Annotated in this window: 21 protein-coding genes; 9 read left to right on the top strand and 12 right to left on the bottom strand. The window is 58.6% G+C overall.

Translation table 11 applies throughout. From position 1 onward, the window contains the following. Positions 1–103 precede the first annotated feature (103 nt). Both FGF66_RS05595 and metX read left to right on the top strand, forming a co-directional pair. Complete coding sequence (locus FGF66_RS05595) at positions 104–1,393, top strand: O-acetylhomoserine aminocarboxypropyltransferase/cysteine synthase family protein (RefSeq protein ID WP_139456695.1); 1,290 nt, start codon at positions 104–106, stop codon at positions 1,391–1,393. Then, positions 1,390–2,448, top strand: coding sequence for a homoserine O-acetyltransferase MetX (metX, locus tag FGF66_RS05590; protein WP_139456694.1), 1,059 nt, complete (start codon positions 1,390–1,392; stop codon positions 2,446–2,448). Before FGF66_RS05595 ends, metX begins: the two co-directional genes overlap by 4 nt. 75 nt (positions 2,449–2,523) lie before the next feature. Here the strand turns inward: metX and serS are convergent, their stop codons facing one another. From serS to FGF66_RS05575, 3 genes are all read right to left on the bottom strand, one after another. Then, on the bottom strand, positions 2,524–3,807 hold the full coding sequence (gene serS, locus FGF66_RS05585; RefSeq protein ID WP_139456693.1) for a serine--tRNA ligase: 1,284 nt from the start codon (positions 3,805–3,807) through the stop codon (positions 2,524–2,526). Positions 3,808–3,828: 21 nt separating this feature from the next. After that, positions 3,829–4,287: a GatB/YqeY domain-containing protein gene (locus FGF66_RS05580; RefSeq protein ID WP_139456692.1), complete on the bottom strand. Its 459-nt coding sequence runs from the start codon at positions 4,285–4,287 to the stop codon at positions 3,829–3,831. A 137-nt stretch (positions 4,288–4,424) separates the two neighbouring features. Next, positions 4,425–5,159 carry an SDR family oxidoreductase gene (locus tag FGF66_RS05575; protein ID WP_139456691.1) on the bottom strand — a complete coding sequence of 245 codons (735 nt, stop codon included), beginning with the start codon at positions 5,157–5,159 and terminating at the stop codon, positions 4,425–4,427. 151 nt (positions 5,160–5,310) lie between these two features. On the opposite strand from FGF66_RS05575, the gene FGF66_RS05570 reads away from it, so the two are divergent. Next, complete coding sequence (locus FGF66_RS05570) at positions 5,311–5,577, top strand: cold-shock protein (RefSeq protein WP_139456690.1); 267 nt, start codon at positions 5,311–5,313, stop codon at positions 5,575–5,577. Between the two features lie 144 nt (positions 5,578–5,721). Here FGF66_RS05570 and radC read toward each other — a convergent pair whose 3' ends face one another. The 9 genes from radC to ilvD form a co-directional block, all read right to left on the bottom strand. Further along, positions 5,722–6,390, bottom strand: a complete 669-nt coding sequence (radC, locus tag FGF66_RS05565; protein ID WP_139456689.1) for a RadC family protein — start codon at positions 6,388–6,390, stop codon at positions 5,722–5,724. A 161-nt stretch (positions 6,391–6,551) separates the two neighbouring features. Then, the gene (cimA, locus tag FGF66_RS05560; RefSeq protein WP_139456688.1) at positions 6,552–8,132 is read right to left on the bottom strand and encodes a citramalate synthase; all 1,581 of its coding nucleotides are present in this window, start codon (positions 8,130–8,132) and stop codon (positions 6,552–6,554) included. 6 nt (positions 8,133–8,138) lie between these two features. Beyond that, positions 8,139–8,711: a LeuD/DmdB family oxidoreductase small subunit gene (locus tag FGF66_RS05555; protein WP_139456687.1), complete on the bottom strand. Its 573-nt coding sequence runs from the start codon at positions 8,709–8,711 to the stop codon at positions 8,139–8,141. Positions 8,712–8,746: 35 nt separating this feature from the next. Beyond that, a complete protein-coding gene (locus FGF66_RS05550; protein WP_139456686.1) occupies positions 8,747–10,042 on the bottom strand; it encodes a 3-isopropylmalate dehydratase large subunit in 1,296 nt (431 codons plus the stop codon). Positions 10,043–10,208: 166 nt separating this feature from the next. Next, on the bottom strand, positions 10,209–11,264 hold the full coding sequence (gene leuB, locus FGF66_RS05545) for a 3-isopropylmalate dehydrogenase (protein ID WP_170181236.1): 1,056 nt from the start codon (positions 11,262–11,264) through the stop codon (positions 10,209–10,211). An 11-nt stretch (positions 11,265–11,275) separates the two neighbouring features. Beyond that, positions 11,276–12,268: a ketol-acid reductoisomerase gene (ilvC, locus tag FGF66_RS05540; protein WP_139456684.1), complete on the bottom strand. Its 993-nt coding sequence runs from the start codon at positions 12,266–12,268 to the stop codon at positions 11,276–11,278. A gap of 43 nt (positions 12,269–12,311) precedes the next feature. After that, positions 12,312–12,791, bottom strand: coding sequence for an acetolactate synthase small subunit (ilvN, locus tag FGF66_RS05535; protein ID WP_129052200.1), 480 nt, complete (start codon positions 12,789–12,791; stop codon positions 12,312–12,314). 9 nt (positions 12,792–12,800) lie between these two features. Then, positions 12,801–14,522 (bottom strand): biosynthetic-type acetolactate synthase large subunit, encoded by a 1,722-nt coding sequence (gene ilvB, locus FGF66_RS05530; protein ID WP_139456683.1) that lies wholly within the window; start codon positions 14,520–14,522, stop codon positions 12,801–12,803. 72 nt (positions 14,523–14,594) lie between these two features. Next, on the bottom strand, positions 14,595–16,277 hold the full coding sequence (gene ilvD, locus FGF66_RS05525) for a dihydroxy-acid dehydratase (protein WP_139456682.1): 1,683 nt from the start codon (positions 16,275–16,277) through the stop codon (positions 14,595–14,597). 504 nt (positions 16,278–16,781) lie between these two features. Here ilvD and FGF66_RS05520 point away from each other — a divergent pair. From FGF66_RS05520 to pal, 6 genes are all read left to right on the top strand, one after another. Beyond that, positions 16,782–18,359, top strand: a complete 1,578-nt coding sequence (locus FGF66_RS05520; RefSeq protein ID WP_170181233.1) for a DUF92 domain-containing protein — start codon at positions 16,782–16,784, stop codon at positions 18,357–18,359. Positions 18,360–18,385: 26 nt separating this feature from the next. Further along, positions 18,386–19,042 carry a protein TolQ gene (gene tolQ / locus FGF66_RS05515; protein WP_139456681.1) on the top strand — a complete coding sequence of 219 codons (657 nt, stop codon included), beginning with the start codon at positions 18,386–18,388 and terminating at the stop codon, positions 19,040–19,042. A 15-nt stretch (positions 19,043–19,057) separates the two neighbouring features. Further along, positions 19,058–19,477: a protein TolR gene (tolR, locus tag FGF66_RS05510; RefSeq protein WP_139456712.1), complete on the top strand. Its 420-nt coding sequence runs from the start codon at positions 19,058–19,060 to the stop codon at positions 19,475–19,477. Between the two features lie 15 nt (positions 19,478–19,492). Continuing rightward, positions 19,493–20,443: an energy transducer TonB gene (locus FGF66_RS05505; RefSeq protein WP_139456680.1), complete on the top strand. Its 951-nt coding sequence runs from the start codon at positions 19,493–19,495 to the stop codon at positions 20,441–20,443. Positions 20,444–20,611: 168 nt separating this feature from the next. Then, positions 20,612–21,916: a Tol-Pal system beta propeller repeat protein TolB gene (gene tolB, locus FGF66_RS05500; RefSeq protein ID WP_139456679.1), complete on the top strand. Its 1,305-nt coding sequence runs from the start codon at positions 20,612–20,614 to the stop codon at positions 21,914–21,916. Next, complete coding sequence (gene pal, locus FGF66_RS05495; RefSeq protein ID WP_342779640.1) at positions 21,898–22,407, top strand: peptidoglycan-associated lipoprotein Pal; 510 nt, start codon at positions 21,898–21,900, stop codon at positions 22,405–22,407. Before tolB ends, pal begins: the two co-directional genes overlap by 19 nt. The last annotated feature ends 31 nt before the right edge of the window (positions 22,408–22,438 follow it).

Here is a 22,438-nt window from a genome sequence, read left to right as displayed (position 1 = left end):
CAATGACCTTCGACTTCATACCTCACCTGAGCGCTTCTCCACACGTACACCCTGACCCCGATTTCCTGCATGGAGCGAAAGCTTCAACCATCCATTTTTTGCCATGACCCAGGACAATACCTTCCGGTTCGAGACCTTGCAGGTTCACGCCGGGCAGGAGCCTGATCCGGTCACCGGATCGCGCGCCGTGCCGATTTACCAGACCACCTCCTACGTGTTCGAAAACGCCGAGCACGGAGCCGATCTGTTCGCGCTTCGCAAGGCGGGAAATATCTACACGCGCCTGATGAACCCGACCACCGACGTGCTCGAAAAGCGCATGGCGGCGCTCGAAGGGGGCATGGCGGCGCTCGCGGTGGCAAGCGGCCACTCGGCGCAGTTCATCGCCATCGCCACGATCTGCCAGGCGGGCGACAACATCGTCTCGTCGAGCTACCTCTACGGCGGCACTTACAACCAGTTCAAGGTGGCCTTCAAGCGCATCGGCATCGAGGTTAAGTTCGTGGATGGCAACGATCCCGAAGCGTTCCGCAACGCCATCGACGAAAACACGAAAGCGCTTTACACCGAGTCGATCGGCAATCCGGCGTTTCACGTGCCGGACTTCGAGGCGCTGGCGGCCGTCGCCCGCGAGAACGGTATTCCGCTCGTCGTCGATAACACCTTCGGCTGCGGCGGCTATCTTTGCCGCCCGATCGAGCACGGCGCATCCATCGTGGTCGAGTCGGCCACCAAGTGGATCGGCGGGCACGGCACCTCGATGGGCGGCATCATCGTCGATGCGGGTACGTTCGACTGGTCGAACGGCAAGTTTCCGCTCTGCGCCGAGCCTTCGGAGGGGTACCACGGCCTGAAGTTCCACAAGACTTTCGGCGACGTTGCTTTCATCGTCAAGGCGCGGGTCGAGGGGTTGCGGGATTTCGGCCCGGCCATCAGCCCGTTCAACTCCTTCATGCTGTTGCTGGGTCTCGAAACGCTCTCGCTCCGGGTGCAGCGCCACCTCGACAACACGCTCGAACTGGCCCGCTGGCTCGACGGTCACGACGCGGTCGCGTGGGTGAACTATCCGGGTCTCGAAAACCATCCGACCCACGAGCTGGCCAAAAAATATCTCACGCACGGCTTCGGCTGTGTGCTCACCTTCGGCGTCAAGGGCGGCTACGAAAAGGCGATCAGGTTCATCGACAGCGTCAAGCTGGCCAGCCATCTGGCCAACGTGGGCGACGCCAAGACGCTGGTGATCCATCCCGCCTCGACGACGCACCAGCAACTCAGCGCCCAGGAGCAGCAGTCGGCGGGCGTCACCGCGGACATGGTGCGCGTGTCGGTGGGCATTGAGCACATCGACGACATCAAGGCTGATTTCAGCCAGGCTTTCGAGAATTTAGCATGACCCGAATGGAGCATATACCGATCATTTCCGACAGTACCATCTACTTCAAATCGCCCGAACCGTTGCCGCTCGAACTGGGCGGAACGTTGCCGGAAGTGACCATCGCCTACCGCACCTGGGGCAAGCTGAACGCACAGAAAAGCAATGTCATTCTCGTCTGCCATGCGCTGACCGGCAACGCCGACGCCGATAGCTGGTGGTGCGGCATGTTCGGCGAGGGGCGGGCGTTCGACGAGACGCGGGAGTTCATCATTTGCAGCAACGTCGTCGGAAGCTGCTACGGCTCGACCGGGCCGCTGTCGCTCAATCCGCTGACCGGCAAGCACTACGGCCCCGATTTTCCGCGCATCACCATCCGTGACATGGTGGCCGCGCAACGCCTTCTGCTGCAATCACTTGGCATCGACAAAATCCGGCTCGTCATCGGCGCGTCGCTTGGCGGGATGCAGGTGCTCGAATGGGGCGCGATGTATCCCGACATGGCCGGAGCGCTGATGCCGATGGGCATTTCGGGCCGTCACTCGGCGTGGTGCATCGCACAGAGCGAGGCGCAGCGGCAGGCCATCGCCGCCGACGCGGAGTGGCGGGATGGCTGGTACGATCCGCAAGTGCAGCCGCGCAAAGGACTTGCCGCCGCGCGGATGATGGCTATGTGCTCCTACCGCTGTTTCGAAAACTACCAGCAGCGCTTCGGGCGCGAGCAGCGCGAGGACGGGCTGTTCGAGGCGGAGAGCTATGTGCGCCACCAGGGCGACAAGCTCGTCGAGCGCTTCGACGCCAACACCTACGTTACGCTCACAAAAGCGATGGACATGCACGATCTCGGACGCGGACGCGAGTCGTACGAAGTGGCGCTCGGAGCGCTGAAGATGCCGGTCGAGATTCTCTCCATCGACTCGGACGTGCTCTATCCCAAAGAGGAGCAGGAGGAACTCGCCCGCCTCATCCCCGGCTCACGCCTGCTTTTCCTCGACGAACCCTACGGCCACGACGCCTTCCTCATCGACACCGACACGGTCAGCCGCATGGTCTGCGAGTTCAAGGATAAACTCTGAAAAAGCAAAGGCGCGGTGTTTTGCCGCGCCTCGCATTCCTGTCCACGTCGTCCACCAGTCCACAACGTTCACATTTTACCCAATCACATCGAAACCAGTGTAGGGCCGCAGCACCTCCGGCACCATGATTTTGCCGTCGGCGGTCTGGTAGTGTTCGAGCAACGAGACCATGAGCCTTGAGGTCGCCAGCCCGGAGCCGTTGAGGGTGTGCACGAACTCCGGTTTGCCTTTGCCGCCGGGCTTGAAGCGAATGTTCGAGCGGCGAGCCTGGTAATCCTCGAAGTTCGAGACGCTCGATGCTTCGAGATATTTGTTCTCGGCAGGCGACCACACCTCGATGTCGTAGCACTTGGCGGCGTTGGCGCTGATGTCGCCGCTGCAGAGCGTGATGACGCGGTAGGGAATCCTGAGCGCGACGAGAATCGCTTCGGCGTGGCCGAGAATCGCTTCGAGCGCTTCGTACGACTCTTCGGGTCGCGTGAAGCGCACCATCTCCACCTTGTTGAACTGGTGCACCCGCAAAAAGCCGCGCGTGTCCTTGCCATAGCTGCCCGCCTCGCGCCGGAAACAGGCGGAGTAGGCGGCGTAGGCGATCGGGAGCTTGTCGTCATCGAGCATCTCGCCGCGATGCAGGTTGGTCACCGGCACCTCGGCGGTCGGAATGGCGTAGAGGCCGTCCTCGGGCATGTGATAGACCTGGTCGGCGAACTTGGGCCACTGGCCGGTTCCCCGGAGCGACTCCTGGTTCACCATGAAGGGCGGGAACACCTCGGTGTAGCCGTGGTTCGCGCTGTGCGTGTCGAGCATGAAGTTGATGAGCGCCCGCTCAAGCCGAGCGCCCTTGCCAAGGTAAACCGGAAAGCCCGCGCCGCTGATCTTCGCGCCGCGCTCGAAGTCAAGCAGCCCGAGGCTTTTGCCGAGTTCAAGGTGGTTTTTGACCGGGAAGTCGAGATCGTGCTCGAACGAAACCGGCCCCTTGCAGAGCACGTTGTCATCTGCCGAACGCCCTTCCGGAACGCTTTCGTGCAGGCGGTTGGGCAGGGTGAGCAGCAGCTCTTCGATCTCGGCTTCGAGCGTCGAGAGCGCCAGATCGAGATCGGCGATTTCGTCGGAGACCTCCTTCATCTGGCCGATCAGTTCGTCGCCCGAACCCTGTCCGGTACGCTTGATGTTGGCGATCTCTTTGGAGACCCGGTTGCGCAGCGCCTTGAGGTCGTCGGTGCGCTGCACCATCGCCTTGCGTTCAGCGTCGCGTTCGAGCAGGCGGTCAACCTTCGGCGCGTCGTCACTTTGCTGGCGGCGGCGCAGCATCTCTTTCACATCATCCGGATTCTGGCGGATGTAAGTAATGTCGAGCATATATCTTGCGGAGAATGTGGGTTAGGCTGAGAGGAGCGATTTGACGAGGTTCTGGACTTTGCCGCCGTCGGCTTTGCCCTTGAGCGCTTTCATGGCGAGGCCCATCACCTTGCCCAGCTCTTTCATGGATGTCGCGCCGGTTTGCGCGATGATTTCACGGATGGCTGCTTCAACCTCTTCGTCCGGGAGCTGCTGCGGCAGATACTCTTCGAGCACAGTCAACTCGGCGGCCTCGGTTTCGGCGAGGTCGAGGCGGTTGCCCGCCGTGAACTGCTCGATGGCGTCGCGCCGCCGTTTGGCCAGCCCCATCACCACTTCGAGTTCCTGCTCCTCGTTCAGCTCGGCCTTGCCGCCGACCCGGATGGAAACCTCTTTTTCCAGCAGCGCGGCCCGGATAGAGCGGATAGCGTTGAGGCGAATCTTGTCGCCGCTTTTCATGGCTTCTTTCAGTTCGCGGTCGATTTTTTCCTTGAGGCTCATGGTAGTAAAATGGTGCGGTTCGTTGGTATTTTTTCAAGAACCGGAAGATAAAAGAAAAAAACGAGATTGGTAGAGCTGCGGAGTGCCGTGCTTTCGTTAATCCGACAGATCAGTCCGGTTCTTAATGCCTGCCCCCATCACTCGTCCTGCAAATCGCCGCTGGTGGGTCTCAGCACGATCTCTTCGACCGTGGTTCTCGCCGGTTGAAGGTACGCCTGCACCACCGGGGCGGCGATGTCCTCCGGCATCATCATGAGCGACTGCATTTCGTCGTTCACTTCACCCCACATCGGAGTAATCGCTGCTCCTGGCTGAACGTCGGTGATCCGCACGTTGCACTTCCTGGCGTACAGGCGCAGGGTTTCGACCAGGCCTCTCTGGCCGAATTTGGACATGCAGTAGAGCGATGAGTGTTTGAATGCTTTCTTTGCGGCCACCGAGGTGATGAAGAAGATGTGTCCCGAATGCTGGCGCTCCATCATGGTGAAGAGCGCTTGCGTCAGGAAAAAAGTGCCCTTGAGGTTGGTGTCCATCGTGTAGTCGAAATCCTCTTCGGTCAGGTCGCCCAGCGCTCCGAAGCGGCCAACGCCCGCGTTGTTCACCAGACAATCGATGCGGCCATAACGCTCGACAATGTGAGCGGTTAGCCGCCGTACACCGCTCATATCGGAGAGGTCAGCGGTGACGGTGTCGGTCAGCGCGCCCTCGGCGCGGCACTCAAGTGAAATGGCCTCCAGGTCTGCCGGTGTGCGCGAACAGAGAACGAGTACCGGTTCGAAATCAGGATGGTGCCTGATGGCGCGGGCGAATTCGAGAGCGATCGCTCTGCCAATGCCTTTGCCCGCCCCGGTGACAAGAATGATATGTTTCATAATTACAGCAAAAATTTTTATTGTTTTTACTGCGGGCGTATTTATATCGAAAGTTGTTCCAGCTATTGAGCCAGTTGACGAAATATTTTATATTTTACTAAAAAATAAAGTCATGTGTTCATTTTGTTAACATTAACCTTGAGGGGTCATCATGGCTAAAAGCAAGGTAAAGTGGTTCGATGGCAAAAAAGGGTACGGTTTCATTCTGAACCCTGAAGGCGGAGAAGACATCTTCGTTCATTTCTCGGCGATCGTTTCCGACCAGAGTTTCAAGGTGCTGAACCAGGATTCTGAGGTTGAATACGATCTCGACAAAACGCAGAAAGGTCTTCAGGCCAGGAATGTTCGCGAGTTTCCTGTGCTTTCGGCTGATGCGGTGGCGTCGATTGCAAGTATTCCTGTTCAAAATGAGTTCTAACCGATACATAACTAATCAGGTTTGAAGCGGTTATCCCTCCGGTTGTTTTTGACCAGAGTCTTTTTGCTGGCTCGCCCGGTATGAATCAGGAAATCCGATCCTGAAATCGTCACCCTCACAATAGCGCATCGAGCGCAAAACCGGTCAAAGCAGGGAGTGATCCCTGAAGCTGAACCAGTTATCGCATCCCACGATTACATGGTCGAGCAGTTCGATCTGTAGAAGATCACCGGCTTTTTTCAGAATCGAGGTGACCTGTTTGTCGGCATTGCTTGGCTGCACGTCGCCCGAAGGGTGGTTGTGCACCAGAATGACCGAGTGAGCGCTTTCGCGAATCGCTGCCTTGTAAATTTCTCTCGGATGGATGAGTGACGCGGTGAGTGTGCCGATGGTGACGATTTCATGCCTCAGAATCTGGTTTTTCGTGCTCATGAAGAGCACGAAAAGATGCTCCTTGGTTTCGTCGGGGATGCGTCCTTTCATGTATTCAAATACGTCACGCGCTCCCTGCACTTTCCGGTTGATGTTTCGCGCGAAGTGCAGCCGCCGCTGAAGCTCGAAGATCGCGGCGATCTGCATCGCCTTGGCCTCGCCGATGCCGGGCGTTTGCTGCAACTCCTGAATCGACAGGTCGGCGAGGCGTTCGAGACCGTTCTCCGAAATGAGTTTGTTGCAGGTGTCGATAATGTTGAGCTTTGCTGTGCCGGAGCGGAGAATGAGCGCCAGCAGCTCCGCCGGGCTGAGGGACTCCTTGCCCGAACGCAGAAAGCGCTCCCTCGGCCGGTTGTCCGGATCGATGTCGTGTATTCGCATGATTTTTCCTGTAGGGGTCAGGTTTTCGAGAGCGAAAAGTTACGAGTATTTCGGGAATTTTTCTTGTAGAATTTTGCGGGGGTGAGAGCAGATAGGTCGTATAGGTTACTTATAAAACCTATACGACCTATAATGCTTGTACGGCTCACTCGGCTTGCCAGTCACTCGTTGAGGCCGGTTTTCGACTGGTTGTAGAAGAGGTAGTAGTTGATGCTGTCGCCGAGCGCCTGAAGGCTCGCTTCGATGATGTTGGTCGAAACGCCCACCGTGCCCCAACTGTTCTGGCCGTCGCTGCTTTCGATGAGTACGCGCACTTTCGCGCTTGTGCCGCTTTTCTCTTCGAGCACGCGCACTTTGTAGTCTATCAGCCTGATGGCGCGAATATCCGGATAGAAGTGCAGCAACGCCTTGCGCAGCGCCTTGTCGAGCGCGTTGACCGGGCCGTCGCCGTCCGCGACGGTCTGCTCGGTTTCGTCGCCCACAACCACCTTCATCACGGCCTGATCGACCGATTTGATCTCCTGCCCGTTCTGGATGACCACCTTCGATTCGAGCACTTCGAAATAGGGCTTGAACTGGCCCAGTTCGCGGCGCAGAATCAGCTCGAAGGAGGCTTCGGCCCCGTCGAACTGGTAGCCATGGTGTTCGAGCTTTTTGACGTGATTCACCAGATTTTTGAACACCTCGCCCTTTTCCGGCAGCGAAATGCCAAGCTCCTGCGCCTTGTAGCGGATGTTGCTCTGCCCGGCCAGCTCCGAGACCAGCACCCGCTGGCGGTTGCCGACCAGCGCCGGATCGATGTGCTCGTAGAGCGAACTCTCCTTCATCACCGCGCTGACGTGGATGCCGCCTTTGTGCGCAAAGGCCGATTTGCCCACGAACGGTGCCTTGGTGTCCGACGGGAGGTTCAGAATCTCGAAGACGAATTTGGACATCGAGGTCAACGCTTTCAAGTCTTTGACATGACTGAACTCTTCGCCGAGCTTGAGCATGAGGTTCGGAATGATGCTGATCAGGTTGGCGTTGCCGCAGCGCTCGCCGATGCCGTTCATCGTACCCTGCACCTGCGTGGCTCCGGCCCTGACCGCCTCGACAGAGTTGGCCACGGCCAGGTCGCCGTCGTTGTGCGCGTGAATGCCCACCGGCACGGCAACGAGCTGGCGCACCCGCTTGACGATCTCGGCGATCTCGTGCGGCAGCGAGCCGCCGTTGGTGTCGCAGAGCACGACTCGACTTGCGCCGCCATCGACCGCAGAGGCGATCATCCGTTCGGCGAACTCAGCGTTGTCCTTCCAGCCGTCGAAAAAGTGCTCGGCGTCGAAGAAGACCTCGCGGCCCGACTCGACGAGGAAGCGCACCGAATGGCGGATCAGTTCGGCATTCTCGTCATCCGAAATGCCCAGGCTCTTGACGGAGTGGGCTTTCCAGGTTTTTCCGAAAATGGTGAGCACCGGAGCCTCGCATCTGACCAAGCCGACCAGGTTGGGGTCGCCCTCGATGTTATCCAGCGAACGCGCCGTCGAGCCGAACGCAGTCAGCCGGGCGTACTTCAGGTCGAGCTTTTTGGCCTTGAGGAAGAACTCCTCGTCCTTGGGATTGCTGCTCGGCCAGCCGCCTTCGATGAAATCGACGCCAAACTCGTCGAGCCGTTCGGCGATCAGAAGCTTGTCCTGGACCGACAGATTGATGTGTTCACCCTGCGTACCGTCGCGCAGGGTGGTGTCATACAGTTCAATTACCATGCTGTTTTATGCCTCGCTCGAAGCCATGAGGTCGTTTTTCCTTGCGTATTCAAAGATGCCGCCCGCCTGCACGATGTTGACGACGTCGCCCAGAGGCCGCAGCTCGTAGGTGATGTTCTGCGTGAGGTTGGTCAGTCTGTTGTTTTCCATGTCGAGCGAAAGCTCGTCGCCCGTCATGATCGATTTGTTGAGCGGCTGCGGCGTCTCGAAGGGAATGACAAAGCCGCCGTCCACGCAGTTGCGGTAGAAAATCCTTGCGTAGGATTCGGCGATGATCGCCTTTGCGCCCGCGACCTTCAAGGCGAAGGGCGCGTGCTCCCTCGACGAGCCGCAACCGAAGTTCGGCCCGGCCACGATGATCGAGTAGGGCGAGGCGAAATCTCCCTCCTCGACGAACGGAACGCCGCCCTCCGGCAGACCGGCCTGGTCGATCGGAACGCCGGAGAGCGCGTATTTACCGTACATCTTCACCTCTTCCGGATCGGAGAGGCTATAGACCAGGTGCTCGGCGGGAATGATCTGGTCGGTGTCGATATTCTTGCCGAGAACGTAGGCTTTACCCTGTATGATGGTGTCCATGATGCTGTGTTTTCCTTGTCAGTTGCTTCGTTCGATCAGAGGAAATCTCTCGGATCGGTGAGTTTGCCGGTCACGGCGGAGGCCGCCGCGGTCAGCGGAGAGGCCAGATAGACGCCCGCGAACTTGCTGCCCATGCGTCCGGGGAAGTTGCGGTTGGTCGTCGAAACGACAACGTCGTTATCGACCGAACGTCCGACCGTGTCCGAAGGGCCGCCGAGGCACGCCGCGCACGACGGCAGGGCGATGCTGCAACCGGCCTCCTCGAAAATATGGCGCAGCGTCTGGCCGTCATACATCTCGGTTTCGAGCTGCGACGCCACGAGCACGGTCGCCGGGACGATGTTGGTCGTGACCGACACTTTTTTGCCCTTGAGGATTTTCGCCGCGAGCCTGAAGTCGGTCAGCTTGCCGCCGGTGCAGGAACCGATGTACGACTTGGTGATCGGCGTTCCGGCGACGCTGCGCACGGTGGCGCGGTTGTCCGGGCTGTGCGGCTGCGCCACGACCGGCTCCATCTGCTCGACGTTGTAGCGGTACATGCTGTGGTACTGCGCGTCCGGGTCGCTGTGGAAAATCTCGTACGGCTTGCTGGTGCGCGTCTTTACGAAGGCTTCGGTGACCGCATCGGCGGCGATGATGCCGTTCATGCCACCGGCCTCGATGGCCATGTTGCAGAGCGTCATGCGCTCGTCGATCGGCAGCGAATAGACCGCTTCGCCGTCGAACTCCATCGCGCGGTAGGTCGCGCCGTCGGTGGTGATGTCGCCGAGGATCTGGAGGATCAGGTCTTTGGCTGTCAGATAGTCGGGCATCTGACCCTCGAAGGTGAACTTCATCGAATCGGGCACCTTCTCCCAGAGCTTGCCGGTGCCGAGGATGAAGGCCGCGTCGGTGTTGCCAATGCCGGAGCCGAACATGCCGAACGCGCCGGAGGTGCAGGTGTGCGAGTCGGTACCGAACAAGACGGTGCCGGGGAGATTGAATCCCTCTTCGGCGAGCGCGACGTGGCAGACGCCGCGGTAACGGTCGGTGCCTACATCATAGTAGTTCGGCAGACCCTGCTCGGCGGCGAACTGCCTCAGCAGGTCGATGTTGCGGTGCGCGTGCTCGTTGGCCGTGAAGATGTAGTGGTCGGGAAGCACCACCACTTTCGACGGATCCCACACTTTGGCGTTCGGGCCGAACTCCTGCTTGAAGATATCGAAGGTCGGCGGCCCGCAGACGTCGTGCGTCAAGAGAACATCGACATTGAGCCACACGCTCTGGCCGGGATCGACGAACTTGCGGTTCGCGGCCCTGGCGAAAATTTTCTGGGTTATCGTTTGTGCCATGGTTTCAAAGATTCCGTTATCGGATATAAACCTGTCTGAATTTTTTCTTGTCCGGGCTGGATGGCCTCTTCATAAGCTGAAAAGCCGGATGCTTGCAGAGCTCCGGCTTTTCTCGTCGCGGCTCACCGCCGCATGTGCTCTGTCGTTTTCTTCGCGTTGCTCGCCGTCAAATTCGGGCGACGATGGCTGCCGTCATTTCGGTTGTCGAACAGGTCGCCTCGCCCGGCGCGGCAATGTCGCCCGTGCGGAAGCCGGCGGCAAGCGCGTCTTCAATGGCGGCGTAGATCTCGCCCGCCACTTCTGGCCTGTCGAAGCTGTTCTCGAACATCATGGCCACCGACGCGATGGTCGCAATCGGGTTGGCCTTATTTTGGCCCGCGATGTCTGGAGCACTGCCGTGGATCGGTTCGTAGAGCGCATGCTCCGAGCCGATGCTGGCCGAAGGCAACATGCCGAGGCTGCCGGTGATCATGCCTGAGATATCGCTCAGGATGTCGCCGAAGAGGTTACTCGTCACGATCACCTCGAACTGCTTCGGGTTGCGCACCACCTGCATGGCGGCGTTGTCCACGTACATGTCCACCAGCTCGATTTCCGGAAAATCCTGATGCACTTCGTGCACGATGTTGCGCCAGAACTGCGAGACTTCGAGCACGTTTGCCTTGTCGATGGAGGTCACTTTGGCGTTGCCGCGCTTCCGGGCGTACTCGAACGCAAGCCGGGCGATGCGCTCGACCTCGTAACGCTCATAGACCATCGTGTTCCAGCCGCGCGTTTCGTCGTAGCCTCTTGGCTGGCCAAAGTAGATGCCGCCGGTCAGCTCGCGGAAGACCATGAAATCAGTGCCCTGCACCACTTCGGTCTTCAGCGTCGATGAGGCCACCAGCGCGTCGTAAACCTTTGCCGGGCGCAGGTTGGCGAACAGGCCGAGCTCTTTGCGGATTCTCAGCAGCGCCGCTTCGGGCTTTTGCTCGTGCGGCAGGTTCTCCCACTTGTAGCCGCCGACCGCGCCAAGCAGCACGGCATCGCAGTTCTTGCACGCTTCGAGCGTCTCGTCGGTCAGCATGGAGCCGTGCACGTCATACGAAGCGCCGCCGAAGAGGTGCTCCTCGACCGTGACTTCAAAATCGTGCTTTTTCGCGATGGCGTTCAGCACTTCGAGCGCACCGGCTACCACTTCGGGGCCGATGCCGTCGCCGGGTATGGAGACTATTTTGTACATCATCCTCCCGCTCATTTCTTTTTCAGCCAGCTCATCATGCCGCGCAGCTTCGCGCCGACGACTTCGATGGGGTGGTTGCGGTTGCTCTCGCGCAGCTCGTTCATCTTCTTGTAGCCGGAGTTGCACTCGTCGATGAACTCTTTGGCGAAACGGCCATCCTGGATCTCTTCGAGAATTTTCTTCATCTCGGCTTTCGCGGCGGAAGCGACAACACGCGGGCCGCGGGTCATGCCACCGTACTCGGCGGTGTCGCTGACCGAGTAGTTCATGCGCGACAGGCCGCCTTCGTAATAGAGATCGACGATGAGCTTCAGCTCGTGCATGCACTCGAAGTAGGCCAGCTCTGCCGGGTATCCGGCTTCCGTCAGGGTCTCGAATCCGGCCTTGATGAGTTCAGCCGAACCGCCGCACAGGACGGCCTGCTCGCCGAACAGATCGGTCTCGGTCTCGTCCTTAAAGTTGGTCTCGATGACGCCAGCCTTGGTGCCGCCGATGCCGCGCGCCCATGCGAGCGCGAGCGCCTTGGCCTCGCCGGTGGCGTCCTGGTGCACCGCGATGAGGCAGGGTACGCCGTTGCCTTCGGTGTAGGTGCGGCGAACGAGGTGGCCGGGGCTTTTCGGGGCGATCATGATGACGTTCACGTCAGCCGGAGGCACGATCTGGTTGTAGTGAATATTGAAGCCGTGGCCGAAAGCGAGCGTCGCGCCCGATTTCATGTTCGGCGCGATCTCATTGTCGTAAACGCTTTTCTGGGTCTGATCCGGCAGGAGCACCATGATAATATCGGCCCATTTGACCGCTTCGGCGACGGTATCCACCCTGAGACCGGCCTCGCGGGCTTTGTCGCAGGAGGCGCTATCGGTGCGAAGGCCGACGCAGACGTTCATGCCGCTGTCCTTCAGGTTCAGCGCATGGGCGTGGCCCTGGCTGCCGTAGCCGAGAATGGCGATATTCTTGTTCTGCAGTACCGCGAGATCGGCATCCTGCTCGTAATAGACATTCATTGACATATTCGTGTTGACTTGATTTGGACGTACATAAAAAAATTCAGCTCTCGCCGCGATGGATGGCCACCGCGCCGGAGCGGGCGAGTTCCCGTATGCCAAAAGGCTTGAATAGATCGATAGCCGTGTTGATTTTGTCGGGTGAACCGACGAACTCAATAGTAATGGATTTTTGCTTTATATCCACGACTTTTCCCTTAAAAACATTGGCCAGCTCGAAAATCTCGTGCTGGGTGGATTTGCTGAGTTTCAGGCTCAGAAGCAGCAGTTCGCGCTCCACGTGCGGCTGATGGGTCAGATCGGTCACCTTGATGGTATCGACCAGCCGGTTGAGCTGTTTCAGTACCTGGCTGATGATGCGGTCTTCGCCCCGTGTCACGATGGTCATGCGCGAAATTTCGGGGTCTTCGGTCTCGCCGATGGAGATGCTTTCGAGATTGAAGCCGCGTGCGCTGAACATGGCTGCAACCCGGTTCAGCGTGCCGAACTTGTTCTCGACCAGAACGGATATAAGATGTTTCATAGAAGTAACTTAAACCATTGTTTTCGGATTCAGCCGGGCCAGCAGCATGTCGGAAATCGACCCGCCAGCAGGCACCATTGGAAAAACCATGTCCTTGCGGACGACCCTGAAGTCAACCAGTACCGGCCCGTCGTTGTACGCGAGCGCTTCGGTGATGGCGTTTCGCGCCGATTCGGGATTGCTTGCCGACATCGCCTTGCAGCCAAACGCTTCGGCGACCTTGACGAAATCGGGGTTGCTCGCGGCCAGGTCGGTGAAGGAGTACTTCTCCTGGTGGAACAACTCCTGCCACTGGCGCACCATGCCGAGATAACTGTTGTTGATGAGGAATATCTTGACCGGCAGCTTGTTATAGACCGCCGTGACCAGCTCTTGGATGTTCATCATCAGGCCGCCGTCGCCGCTGAAGAGCACCACCGGCCGGTCGGTGACGCCGAAGGCCGCGCCGATGGCCGACGGCAGGCCGAAACCCATCGTGCCGAGGCCGCCGCTGGTGATGATCGAGCGCGGTTCGGTGAACTTGTAGTATTGCGAAGTCCACATCTGGTGCTGGCCGACGTCGGTGACGACCACCGCGTGGCCCCTGGTCTGCTTCGAGACCTCGTCGATGACGAACTCGGTCTTGAGCGAGTCTTGCTCGACGGCGTAGTCGAGCGGGCACTGCTTGCGCCACGCCTCGATTTCCGAGAGCCACGAGCTGCGATCCTCCTTCGTTTTCGGCATCGCTTCGATCAGCGAGGCGAGGAAGTCCTTCGAGTCGCCGACCACCGGCAGATCGACCTTGATGTTCTTGTCCACGTTGGTCGGGTCGATGTCGTTGTGAATCTTGTAGGCCTGCGTGGCGAAGGTATCGACCTTGCCGGTGACGCGGTCGTCGAAGCGCGCGCCGACGGCGATCAACAGGTCGCAGTTGCTCACCGCCTGGTTGGCCCAGTAGGTGCCGTGCATGCCGAGCATTCCCATCGAGAGCGGATGGTCGCCGGGGAACGCGCCAAGCCCCTGCAGGGTCATGGTGACCGGAATCTGCTGGTCGATGGCCAGCTTGCGCAGCTCCTCCGAAGCTTCGGCGCTGATGACGCCGCCGCCGATGTAGAAAAGCGGACGCTTGGCCTTGGCGATCATTTTCGCCGCTTTCTGCACCTGGTTGGCGTGGCACTTGATGGTCGGCTTGAAGCCCCGGATTTCGACGCTCTCCGGCCACTCGAACACGCACTCGGCGTTGAGCACATCCTTCGGCATATCGACCAGCACCGGGCCGGGCCGTCCGTTGGTGGCGAGGTAAAACGCCTTGCTGATGGTTGTGGCCAGCTCCTTCACATCCTTGACCAGGAAGTTGTGCTTGGTGATTGGGCGCGTGATGCCGACGATGTCCGCCTCCTGGAAGGCGTCGTTGCCGATCAGCGAACTCGGCACCTGGCCGGTGAAGACCACCAGCGGCGTGGAGTCCATGTAGGCGTTGGTGATGCCGGTGACGGTGTTGGTCGCGCCGGGGCCGGAGGTGACGAGCACCACGCCGGGCCTGCCGGTGGCGCGGGCGTACCCCTCGGCCATGTGGGTCGCGCCCTGTTCGTGGCGCACCAGAATATGTTTGATGTCCTCGACATCGTGCAGGGTTTCATAGACCTTCAGCAACGCCCCGCCGGGGTAGCCGAAGATGTACTCGACGTTTTCACGCCTCAGACACTCGAAAAATATTTCGGATCCGATCAGTTTCTCTCCGTTGTTATGCATGGTTCAATCCTGTTGATCGATGGAAAGGCGAGTCATCCTGAAGCGCGATCGACTCGCCCTGTTTCATTTCTGTTAAAAATCTGTTTTCAGCACTGCGCCTGTGTTGGCCGAGGTGACCATTCGCGCGTATCGCGCTAGGTACCCTTTTTTGATTTTCGGCTCGAACTCCGGCAACGCCTCGATGCGCTGGCGCATGGTCTCGTCATCGAGCGCGACCGTCATCGAGCGCTGCGGAATGTCGATGGTGATCAGGTCGCCGGTACGGACCGCCGCGATCGGGCCGCGATCGGCGGCTTCGGGCGATACGTGGCCGATGCAGGCTCCGCGCGATCCGCCGGAGAAGCGCCCGTCGGTGATGAGCGCCACCGAGTCGCCGAGGCCGCGCCCCATGATGGCGCTGGTCGGCGAGAGCATCTCCGGCATTCCGGGGCCGCCGCGCGGGCCTTCGTAGCGGATCACCACCACGTCGCCGGACTTCACGTCGCCCTGCATGATGCCCGCGATGGCGTCGTCCTGGCAGTCATAGACCCTGGCCGGGCCGGTGTGCTTCATCATCGACGGGCTGACCGCGCCGGTTTTGACAACCGCGCCATTCGGCGCAAGGTTCCCGTAGAGCACCGCGAGTCCTCCGGTGGCCGAGTAGGGATCCTCGACCGAGCGGATCACCTTGCGGTCGAGCACCTCGGCATTCGCGATATTTTCGCCGAGCGTCTTGCCGGTGACGGTCGGGGCGGAGAGATCGAGCAGCCCCTCGACCTTCGACAGCTCCTTCAGAATCGCGGAGATGCCGCCCGCGCGATCCACGTCCTCGATGTGCACCTCGGTGGTTGCCGGGCTGACCTTGCAGATGTAAGGCGTCTTTGCCGACAGGTCGTTCAGCTCCGCGAAGTCGAAATCGAGTTCGGCTTCGCTGGCGATGGCCAGCGTGTGCAGGATCGTGTTAGTGCTGCCGCCCATCGCCAAATCGAGTGCGAAGGCGTTGAGCATCGCCGCGCGGGTCAGAATGGTGCGCGGACGAACATCCTCCTTCACCAGATCGACGATGCGTCCGGCGGCTGCTTTGACCAGCTCGTTGCGGCGCGGATCGGCGGCCAGAATCGTGCCGTTGCCGGGCAGGGCGAAGCCGAGCGCCTCGCAGAGGCAGTTCATCGAGTTGGCCGTAAACATGCCGGAGCAGGAGCCGCAACCGGGGCAGCCGCACTCCTCGATGGTCTGGAGTTCATCCTCCGTGATTTCGCCGGTGCTGCACTTGCCGACCGCCTCGAAGACCGAAATGAGATCGACCGTTTGGCCCGACGGCGTGTGGCCCGCCTTCATAGGCCCGCCCGAGACGAAGATGACCGGCACGTTGGTTCTCAGCGCACCCATCATCATGCCGGGAGTGATCTTGTCGCAGTTCGGAATGCAGACCAGCCCGTCCAGCCGGTGCGCCTCGACGACGGTCTCGACCGAGTCGGCGATCAGCTCGCGGCTGGCCAGCGAGTAGCGCATACCGACGTGGCCCATCGCGATGCCGTCGCAGACGCCGATGGTGTTGAACTCGAACGGCACACCGCCAGCCTCGCGCACGGCTTCTTTGGCGATGCGGCCCAGCTCCTGCAAGTGCGCGTGGCCGGGAATCAGCTCGTTGAAGGAGTTGCAGATGCCGATGAACGGTTTCGAGAAATCGTCTCTCGACGAAACGCATCCGGTCGCTTTAAGGAGACTGCGGTGCGGAGCCTTGTCAAATCCTTTTTTTATGGTGTCGGATCTCATTGATATATATGACAATGGTTAGCAATTGAAAAAGCAACAGTCCGGGCCTGCCTGTCCCGAAGCCGTTGAGTCTGATGGTATTGATGGAATATACGCTGGACCTGGGAACGGGCTGACGGCGGGTCAGGCTACGATAATTCGTACGTGTACGAGCGGTACCGATACGGTAAGGAGAATGCCGGAGAGGAGAGAGGAGTGGTGTGCGGTAAAGCTGCTTGCTGCGGGGGCTTCGGGGCGTGAGGCCTCCGTGCGCCCTGAGGCTGCGGTCATGGAACGATGTTTGGTCGGAAACGGCATTGCAATGGTTCGGTTATCGCGCCTGTTCATGAGAAAAATCGGAATCAATTTACATTTTCCCGGTTATTAAATCAAGTGTCCGATTCTTCTTGTACACAAAAAACCACAATTATTTCATTTGTTCGAAGTGGTGTAAAAACTTAAAAATTGTATCTTGACCTAAGGGTTCTGTTTATGTTCCACCTATCATAAAAAAAAGTCAGTACCATGGTGAATATCCAGCCTCCCTCTCCTCAGGATATGCCTTCTTTTTTTCTGCTTTTGACTCTTGTAAGCTTTTTTCTGGTGCTTGGTGAGCTTTTGACCAGGAAATTCAGTGTCAATCCGCTTGTCGTCAGGAAGGTGATTCATCTCGGCATGGGGGTCGTGATGTTCTTCATTCCATCGTACTTCGTCTCCAACACCTTGCCTTTGCTCGCGGCTTTGCTTTACGCTCTTGTCGGGCTGGTGAGCTTCAAGGCGGGATTTCTGAGGTCGCTGCACGGCGAGCCTGTCATAACGCAAGAGGGCGAGACGGTCGTCAGTTACGGGCCGGTGCTTTTCCCCCTGGCCTTTGCGCTGCAAGCACTGTTTCTCTGGGGCGAGCATGTCTGGATTCTCCAGACCTCGATGCTGGTGCTTGGCGTCAGCGACGCGCTGGCCGCGTTGGTAGGCGTGTCAGCCGGTGGACGTCATATCGAGAATCTGACCAAGAGCAGGAAGAGCGTCGAAGGTTCGATGGCGATGTTCATCTCCAGCCTCGTCATTCTTTCGGTCTCTCTCTTTGTTTTCCGGGATGCCTTTACGGGCGGCCTCATCGGCCAGCCGGTCTGGATGCTTCTCGCCCTTGCGCTGCTTCTGGCGCTGCTCGCCACGGCGGTCGAGGCGCTGCTCTCCTGGGGCTTCGACAATCTTTTCATTCCGCTTGCCATCGCCTACGTGCTCTACGTGCTCGACGTCAACAGCATGGTGACGATCGACGGCTTTCTGCTCGGCGGACTTTTCGCGCTGTTCATGGCGATCTTTTCGATCAAGGTCAAGTTTCTCGACAACAGCGGCGCGACGGCGACCTTCCTGCTCGGGACGACCATTTTCGGTATCGGTGGTCTCATTTGGACCGTGCCGATGCTGACCTTTTATCTCCTCTCCTCCATTCTCTCCAAGCTTGGCCACAAACGCAAGGCGAAGTTCGACCTGGTGTTCGAAAAGGGTTCCCAGCGCGATGCCGGCCAGGTCTATGCCAACGGTGGCGTGGCCTGGATCATGATGGTGATCTACTCGCTGACCGGCGACCCATATATATTTTTTGCTTATCTCGGCACACTGGCCGCCGTGCAGGCCGACACCTGGGCGACCGAAATCGGCACCATGTGGCCCAACGCCAAAGCGCGGCTCATTACCACCTTCAAGGATGTGCCGGTCGGAACTTCCGGCGGCGTTTCCATACCCGGCACCTCGGCGTCGTTCATCGGTTCCCTGCTCATCTGTTCGAGCGCCGTGCTCCTGAACGTTTCGTGGATCGGGCAGGTTGGCATTGTGCAATCGCTTCTGGTCATCGGCTTTTCCGGTCTTATCGCCGCTCTTGTGGACAGCTTTTTCGGGGCGACGGTGCAGGCGCAATATTATGACCCCATCCGCCAGAAGGTGACGGAACGGACGCACAGCGTCGCGCCCGATGGCAGTTGCGTGTCGAACGAGCTGCTCAAGGGGTATCATTTTGTAAACAACGATCTGGTCAATACATTGTGTGCTATATCGGGTTCTGCCGTTGCATATATGGTTGTACGGAATCTGGTCTCTTTATAATGTGAACCTATCAGAGGGAATCGAACATGTCTGAACATGCCAATGGTGGAATTGTTTCGCTGATTGCCGGATCCGGGCCGGTGGTGGTGATAGTGCTGCTCGTGCTGCTTGCGTTTTCGATCGTTTCCTGGGCGATCATCGCCTGGAAGTTCGGATTCGTGAGGAAGTCGATGCGGGAGTCGCAGGATTTTCTGGACTCGTTTTTCGACTTGCAGCATGCAGACAAGCTCTTCGCGGCGAGCGAAAGCTACCGCAACGGCTCGCTGCCGAAGGTGTTCCGCGCCGGGTACATCGAGTACAGCGCGATGCGCGACCGCTCCGCGTCAAAACTGCGCGAACGCATCATGCTCGCCGTCAAGCGCGAAGTCAATGCCGAGAGCAAGCGCTTGACCCGCATGGTGCCGTTTCTGGCGACCGTGGGCAACACCGCCCCCTTCATCGGCCTGTTCGGCACCGTCTGGGGCATCATGAGCTCCTTTCAGAATATCGGTCTCATGAAGTCAGCTTCGCTCGCCGCGGTCGCTCCCGGCATCTCCGAAGCGCTCATTGCCACGGCGACGGGTCTGGTCGCGGCGATTCCCGCCGTCATGGGGTACAACTACTTCACTCAGCAGATCGGTCAGATCGAGCGCGACATGGAAGACTTCGCTCCGGACTTCGTCGATTCATTGCTCAATCAGTAAACGGAGAAGATGGCGATGACGACCGGACAGAAAACCAGGCTTATGAGCGACATCAACGTGACGCCATTCGTGGATGTCATGCTGGTGCTGCTCGTCATCTTCATGGTGACCGCGCCCATGATGACCAGCGGCATGAAGGTCGATGTGCCGCAGACGACGCACGAGCGGATGGATATCGACTCCAAGGGACTTGTGGTGACCGTCGATGCGTCGAGGAGGATCATGATCAACGATTATCAGCTCGATGCCTCGCAAATCGCCGACAGGCTGCCGAAAATTCTCGAATCGATGAATGCCGAAGAGGTTTATCTGAAGGCTGACAGAACGCTGCCGTACGGTTTTGTTATGTCGGTCATGGCATCGATCAGGGAGGCCGGGGTGGAAAAGATTGGCATGGTCACCGAACCGTCGGTGCCGGATAGCCAGAACCGTTGATTCGACAGGCAAGGTATGCAGAGCAGGGATGAACTGAAGCAGGACGAGAGGCGGCTTTACAGCTGGATTGGCATTGCCGCGGCGGCGCATGTGGCGGTCATTGCCGCTGTCGTTGTGCTTCAGCTCCTTTACGTCCGTATGCATCCTCCGCTGAAGATCGTCAGCGTATCGCTGATGCAGATGCCTGGCCTTCCCGGTCCCGCTGGCGGGCCGAAAAGCGTCGAAGCGCCTGTTGCTGACGTCGAAAAGCAGCCGGAGGCATCCGAACCGGCGGGCGCCAAAAAGGTTGCCGAGCCGCCAGCGCCTCAACCCGCCAAAAAGGTTGCCGAGTCGGCACCGCCTCAACCTGCCAAAAAGATTCCCGAACCGGCGGCGGTCAAGAAAATTCCAGAAAAGCCTCCACTCAAGGCTCCGGTCAAGACCCCCGAGCCGACTCCGAAGAAGCAGAGCGCGGCTGACGAACGCAAAAATCTTCAGGCGGCGCTCGAACGGCTCAAGACAAATACCGCCGCGCGGAAAACCGAGACGGGCAAAACTTCGGCATCGGCTCCGAGCAATCTCAGCAGTACGCTGGCCGGTCTTCAGAAAAAAGTGGCCGGTGGCGGCGGTCCCGCCAGCTTCGGTTCCGGCTCGGGGGCGGGTGGCGGCCGTTACGGCGCCGGTGGCGGGGGAGCGTTCGATCCCTACATGGCGCAAATCGCCGGAATCATCCAGAACAACTGGGAGTTTTCAAGCCTGATGATTCGAAGCACCACGGGAATGGAGGTCTATGTCTCCTTGCTGATTCTGCCGGATGGCTCGGTCAGCCAGATACGCTATGACCGGAAATCATCGAGCGAATATCTCAACAATTCCGTCAAGGTCGCCCTCGCCAAATCGACCCCTTTTCCGGCACCACCCAGGGCAGGAGGTAGCAAAGGTAGGTGGGTGGGGTTTGTCTTCACACCGGAAGGGATCAAGCCTTGAGTCGCTCGGAAGGTTGTTTTGTTTTGCAAAGTTGTTGTATAATCTGAATAATCATCTCCTGAAGAGTATGGACTGGGGCTTTGTGCCCGTCGGTCTGCCAAATGAGGCCTGGAGCCTCGTGCTGAAAACGGGGTATCCTTGTTAAACATCAATTCATTTCCGCCTGATATGAGAAGCACCAGAAATACGTTCGTCTCCCTCTGCCTCGTGCTGTTCGGTTTGCTGCTCATGCCGTTGACGCTCAAAGCCGAAGAGGTTGGCGAATACATCGCTATCCGGAAAACGGGGGCCAGCAGGATCGCCATCGTTCTCGATAAAACAGCCGCCAAAGGGGACAAGGAGTCTGCATGGGCCAACAGTCTCAACGCCACTATCAAGGGAGGGCTCGATTTCACCGGCTTGTTCAATCTGATGTCCGCTCCGCTCAACATCAGAAATTCTCAGGACGGTACGCTCAATCTTGCCTCAATCGCATCTGTTGGCGGCGATATTTATGCGGGGGGAAGCGTTACGAAGAAATCGGGCAAGCCTGTTCTTGAAATGCAGGTTTTCGATGCTTCCGGCAAGTCGTTGCTCCGTCGCAACTATTCCGGCGAGGAGAGCCAGCTTCGGGCAATCGGGTTGCGTTTCTGCGCCGATCTTGTCGAACTGCTCACCGGCAAGCGCTCCGTGTTCGGCACCAAAATCGTTTTCATCTCCAATCGCACCGGCAATAAAGAGGTTTACATGTGCGATTTCGACGGAGAGAATGTCGTGCAGCTCACCAATTCGAGGTCGATCTCTCTGACGCCTACCGTTTCTTCCGACGGCAACTATCTTGCATGGATGGATTATACGAGCGGCAGGCCCAATCTTTATATCAAAAATCTTGCAACCGGCGCGAAAGTCTCGGTCAACAAGCACGGCGTGTGCATCAGCCCAGCCTGGCGGCCAGGCACCAACACGCTCGTCACGACGCTCTCCTATCAGGGCGATCAGGATCTTTATCTCATCAGGGCAGACGGCACGGTCGAGCGCCGGTTGACCAAAGGCGGCGGCATCGATGTATCACCCTCCTTTTCTCCTGACGGCTCAAAGATGGCTTTTGTCTCGACCAGGCAGGGCGGTCCCCATGTTTTCATTCAGGATATGAACAGCGGCCAGGTTCGGCGTCTGACCTACAGCGGCACCTACAATACCCAGCCGTCATGGTCTCCAAATGGTGATAAAATATTGTATTCCTCAATGCAAAAGAGTGGTGAAATCAATATATTTTCAATAGGCGCCGATGGGTCAGGTCTGCTCCAGTTGACCAGCGGGTCGCGGAATAACGAGTACCCATCCTGGTCGCCCGATGGTAGCATGATTGTTTTTTCATCGACCCGTGACGGGAAAAGAAAGCTGTATGTCATGAATGCGGACGGTACAAACCAGAAGCCGTTGCTTCGCATGGAAGGTGAGCAGCAGCAGCCATCATGGTCTGTCAACAAGTAACTGTTTTTTTTGTCAACCCTTTAAACAGTGATGGAAATATGACAAGCGTAAAAAAAATCACCAAGAGGGCGTTGTATGTTCCGGCACTGCTGCTTCTTGGCGCATGCTGCACCACCAGACAACCAGAACCCGTACCACCACCGCCGCCTCCTGCGCCAGTCGCGCCTCTTGGCGATATTTTCTTTGATTTCGACCGTTCCGGCATTACTCCCGAAGGCGAGGCGCAACTTAAACAGAATGCCGGATGGATGGTCGCCAACACGGCCAAGAGTGTCGTCATTGAAGGCCATTGCGATGAACGGGGCACTTCGGAGTACAACATGGCTCTTGGCCAGCGTCGAGCCGATTCGGCCATGGACGCCATGGTGGGTCTCGGGGCCGATCAGGCCCGTATGACCGCGATCAGTTACGGCGAAGAAAAGCCGTTCGATACTGGTCATGACGAAGCAGGATGGGCTCAGAACAGAAGAGCGCATTTTGTGGAGCAGTAAATATTATTGATAATACGAAGGGCTTTCCGGC

Source organism: Chlorobaculum thiosulfatiphilum, assembly GCF_006265165.1.
GTDB lineage: Bacteria > Bacteroidota > Chlorobiia > Chlorobiales > Chlorobiaceae > Chlorobaculum > Chlorobaculum thiosulfatiphilum.
Note: the sequence above shows the minus strand (reverse complement) of the source record. Positions and strands in the feature narration are given on the sequence as shown.

Coding starts and splice junctions, on each gene's coding strand:
- FGF66_RS05595 (WP_139456695.1), top strand. CDS start 104: ATGACCCAGGACAATACCTTCCGGTTCGAGACCTTGCAGGTTCACGCC.
- metX (WP_139456694.1), top strand. CDS start 1,390: ATGACCCGAATGGAGCATATACCGATCATTTCCGACAGTACCATCTAC.
- serS (WP_139456693.1), bottom strand. CDS start 3,807: ATGCTCGACATTACTTACATCCGCCAGAATCCGGATGATGTGAAAGAG.
- FGF66_RS05580 (WP_139456692.1), bottom strand. CDS start 4,287: ATGAGCCTCAAGGAAAAAATCGACCGCGAACTGAAAGAAGCCATGAAA.
- FGF66_RS05575 (WP_139456691.1), bottom strand. CDS start 5,159: ATGAAACATATCATTCTTGTCACCGGGGCGGGCAAAGGCATTGGCAGA.
- FGF66_RS05570 (WP_139456690.1), top strand. CDS start 5,311: ATGGCTAAAAGCAAGGTAAAGTGGTTCGATGGCAAAAAAGGGTACGGT.
- radC (WP_139456689.1), bottom strand. CDS start 6,390: ATGCGAATACACGACATCGATCCGGACAACCGGCCGAGGGAGCGCTTT.
- cimA (WP_139456688.1), bottom strand. CDS start 8,132: ATGGTAATTGAACTGTATGACACCACCCTGCGCGACGGTACGCAGGGT.
- FGF66_RS05555 (WP_139456687.1), bottom strand. CDS start 8,711: ATGGACACCATCATACAGGGTAAAGCCTACGTTCTCGGCAAGAATATC.
- FGF66_RS05550 (WP_139456686.1), bottom strand. CDS start 10,042: ATGGCACAAACGATAACCCAGAAAATTTTCGCCAGGGCCGCGAACCGC.
- leuB (WP_170181236.1), bottom strand. CDS start 11,264: ATGTACAAAATAGTCTCCATACCCGGCGACGGCATCGGCCCCGAAGTG.
- ilvC (WP_139456684.1), bottom strand. CDS start 12,268: ATGAATGTCTATTACGAGCAGGATGCCGATCTCGCGGTACTGCAGAAC.
- ilvN (WP_129052200.1), bottom strand. CDS start 12,791: ATGAAACATCTTATATCCGTTCTGGTCGAGAACAAGTTCGGCACGCTG.
- ilvB (WP_139456683.1), bottom strand. CDS start 14,522: ATGCATAACAACGGAGAGAAACTGATCGGATCCGAAATATTTTTCGAG.
- ilvD (WP_139456682.1), bottom strand. CDS start 16,277: ATGAGATCCGACACCATAAAAAAAGGATTTGACAAGGCTCCGCACCGC.
- FGF66_RS05520 (WP_170181233.1), top strand. CDS start 16,782: ATGGTGAATATCCAGCCTCCCTCTCCTCAGGATATGCCTTCTTTTTTT.
- tolQ (WP_139456681.1), top strand. CDS start 18,386: ATGTCTGAACATGCCAATGGTGGAATTGTTTCGCTGATTGCCGGATCC.
- tolR (WP_139456712.1), top strand. CDS start 19,058: ATGACGACCGGACAGAAAACCAGGCTTATGAGCGACATCAACGTGACG.
- FGF66_RS05505 (WP_139456680.1), top strand. CDS start 19,493: ATGCAGAGCAGGGATGAACTGAAGCAGGACGAGAGGCGGCTTTACAGC.
- tolB (WP_139456679.1), top strand. CDS start 20,612: ATGAGAAGCACCAGAAATACGTTCGTCTCCCTCTGCCTCGTGCTGTTC.
- pal (WP_342779640.1), top strand. CDS start 21,898: ATGGTCTGTCAACAAGTAACTGTTTTTTTTGTCAACCCTTTAAACAGT.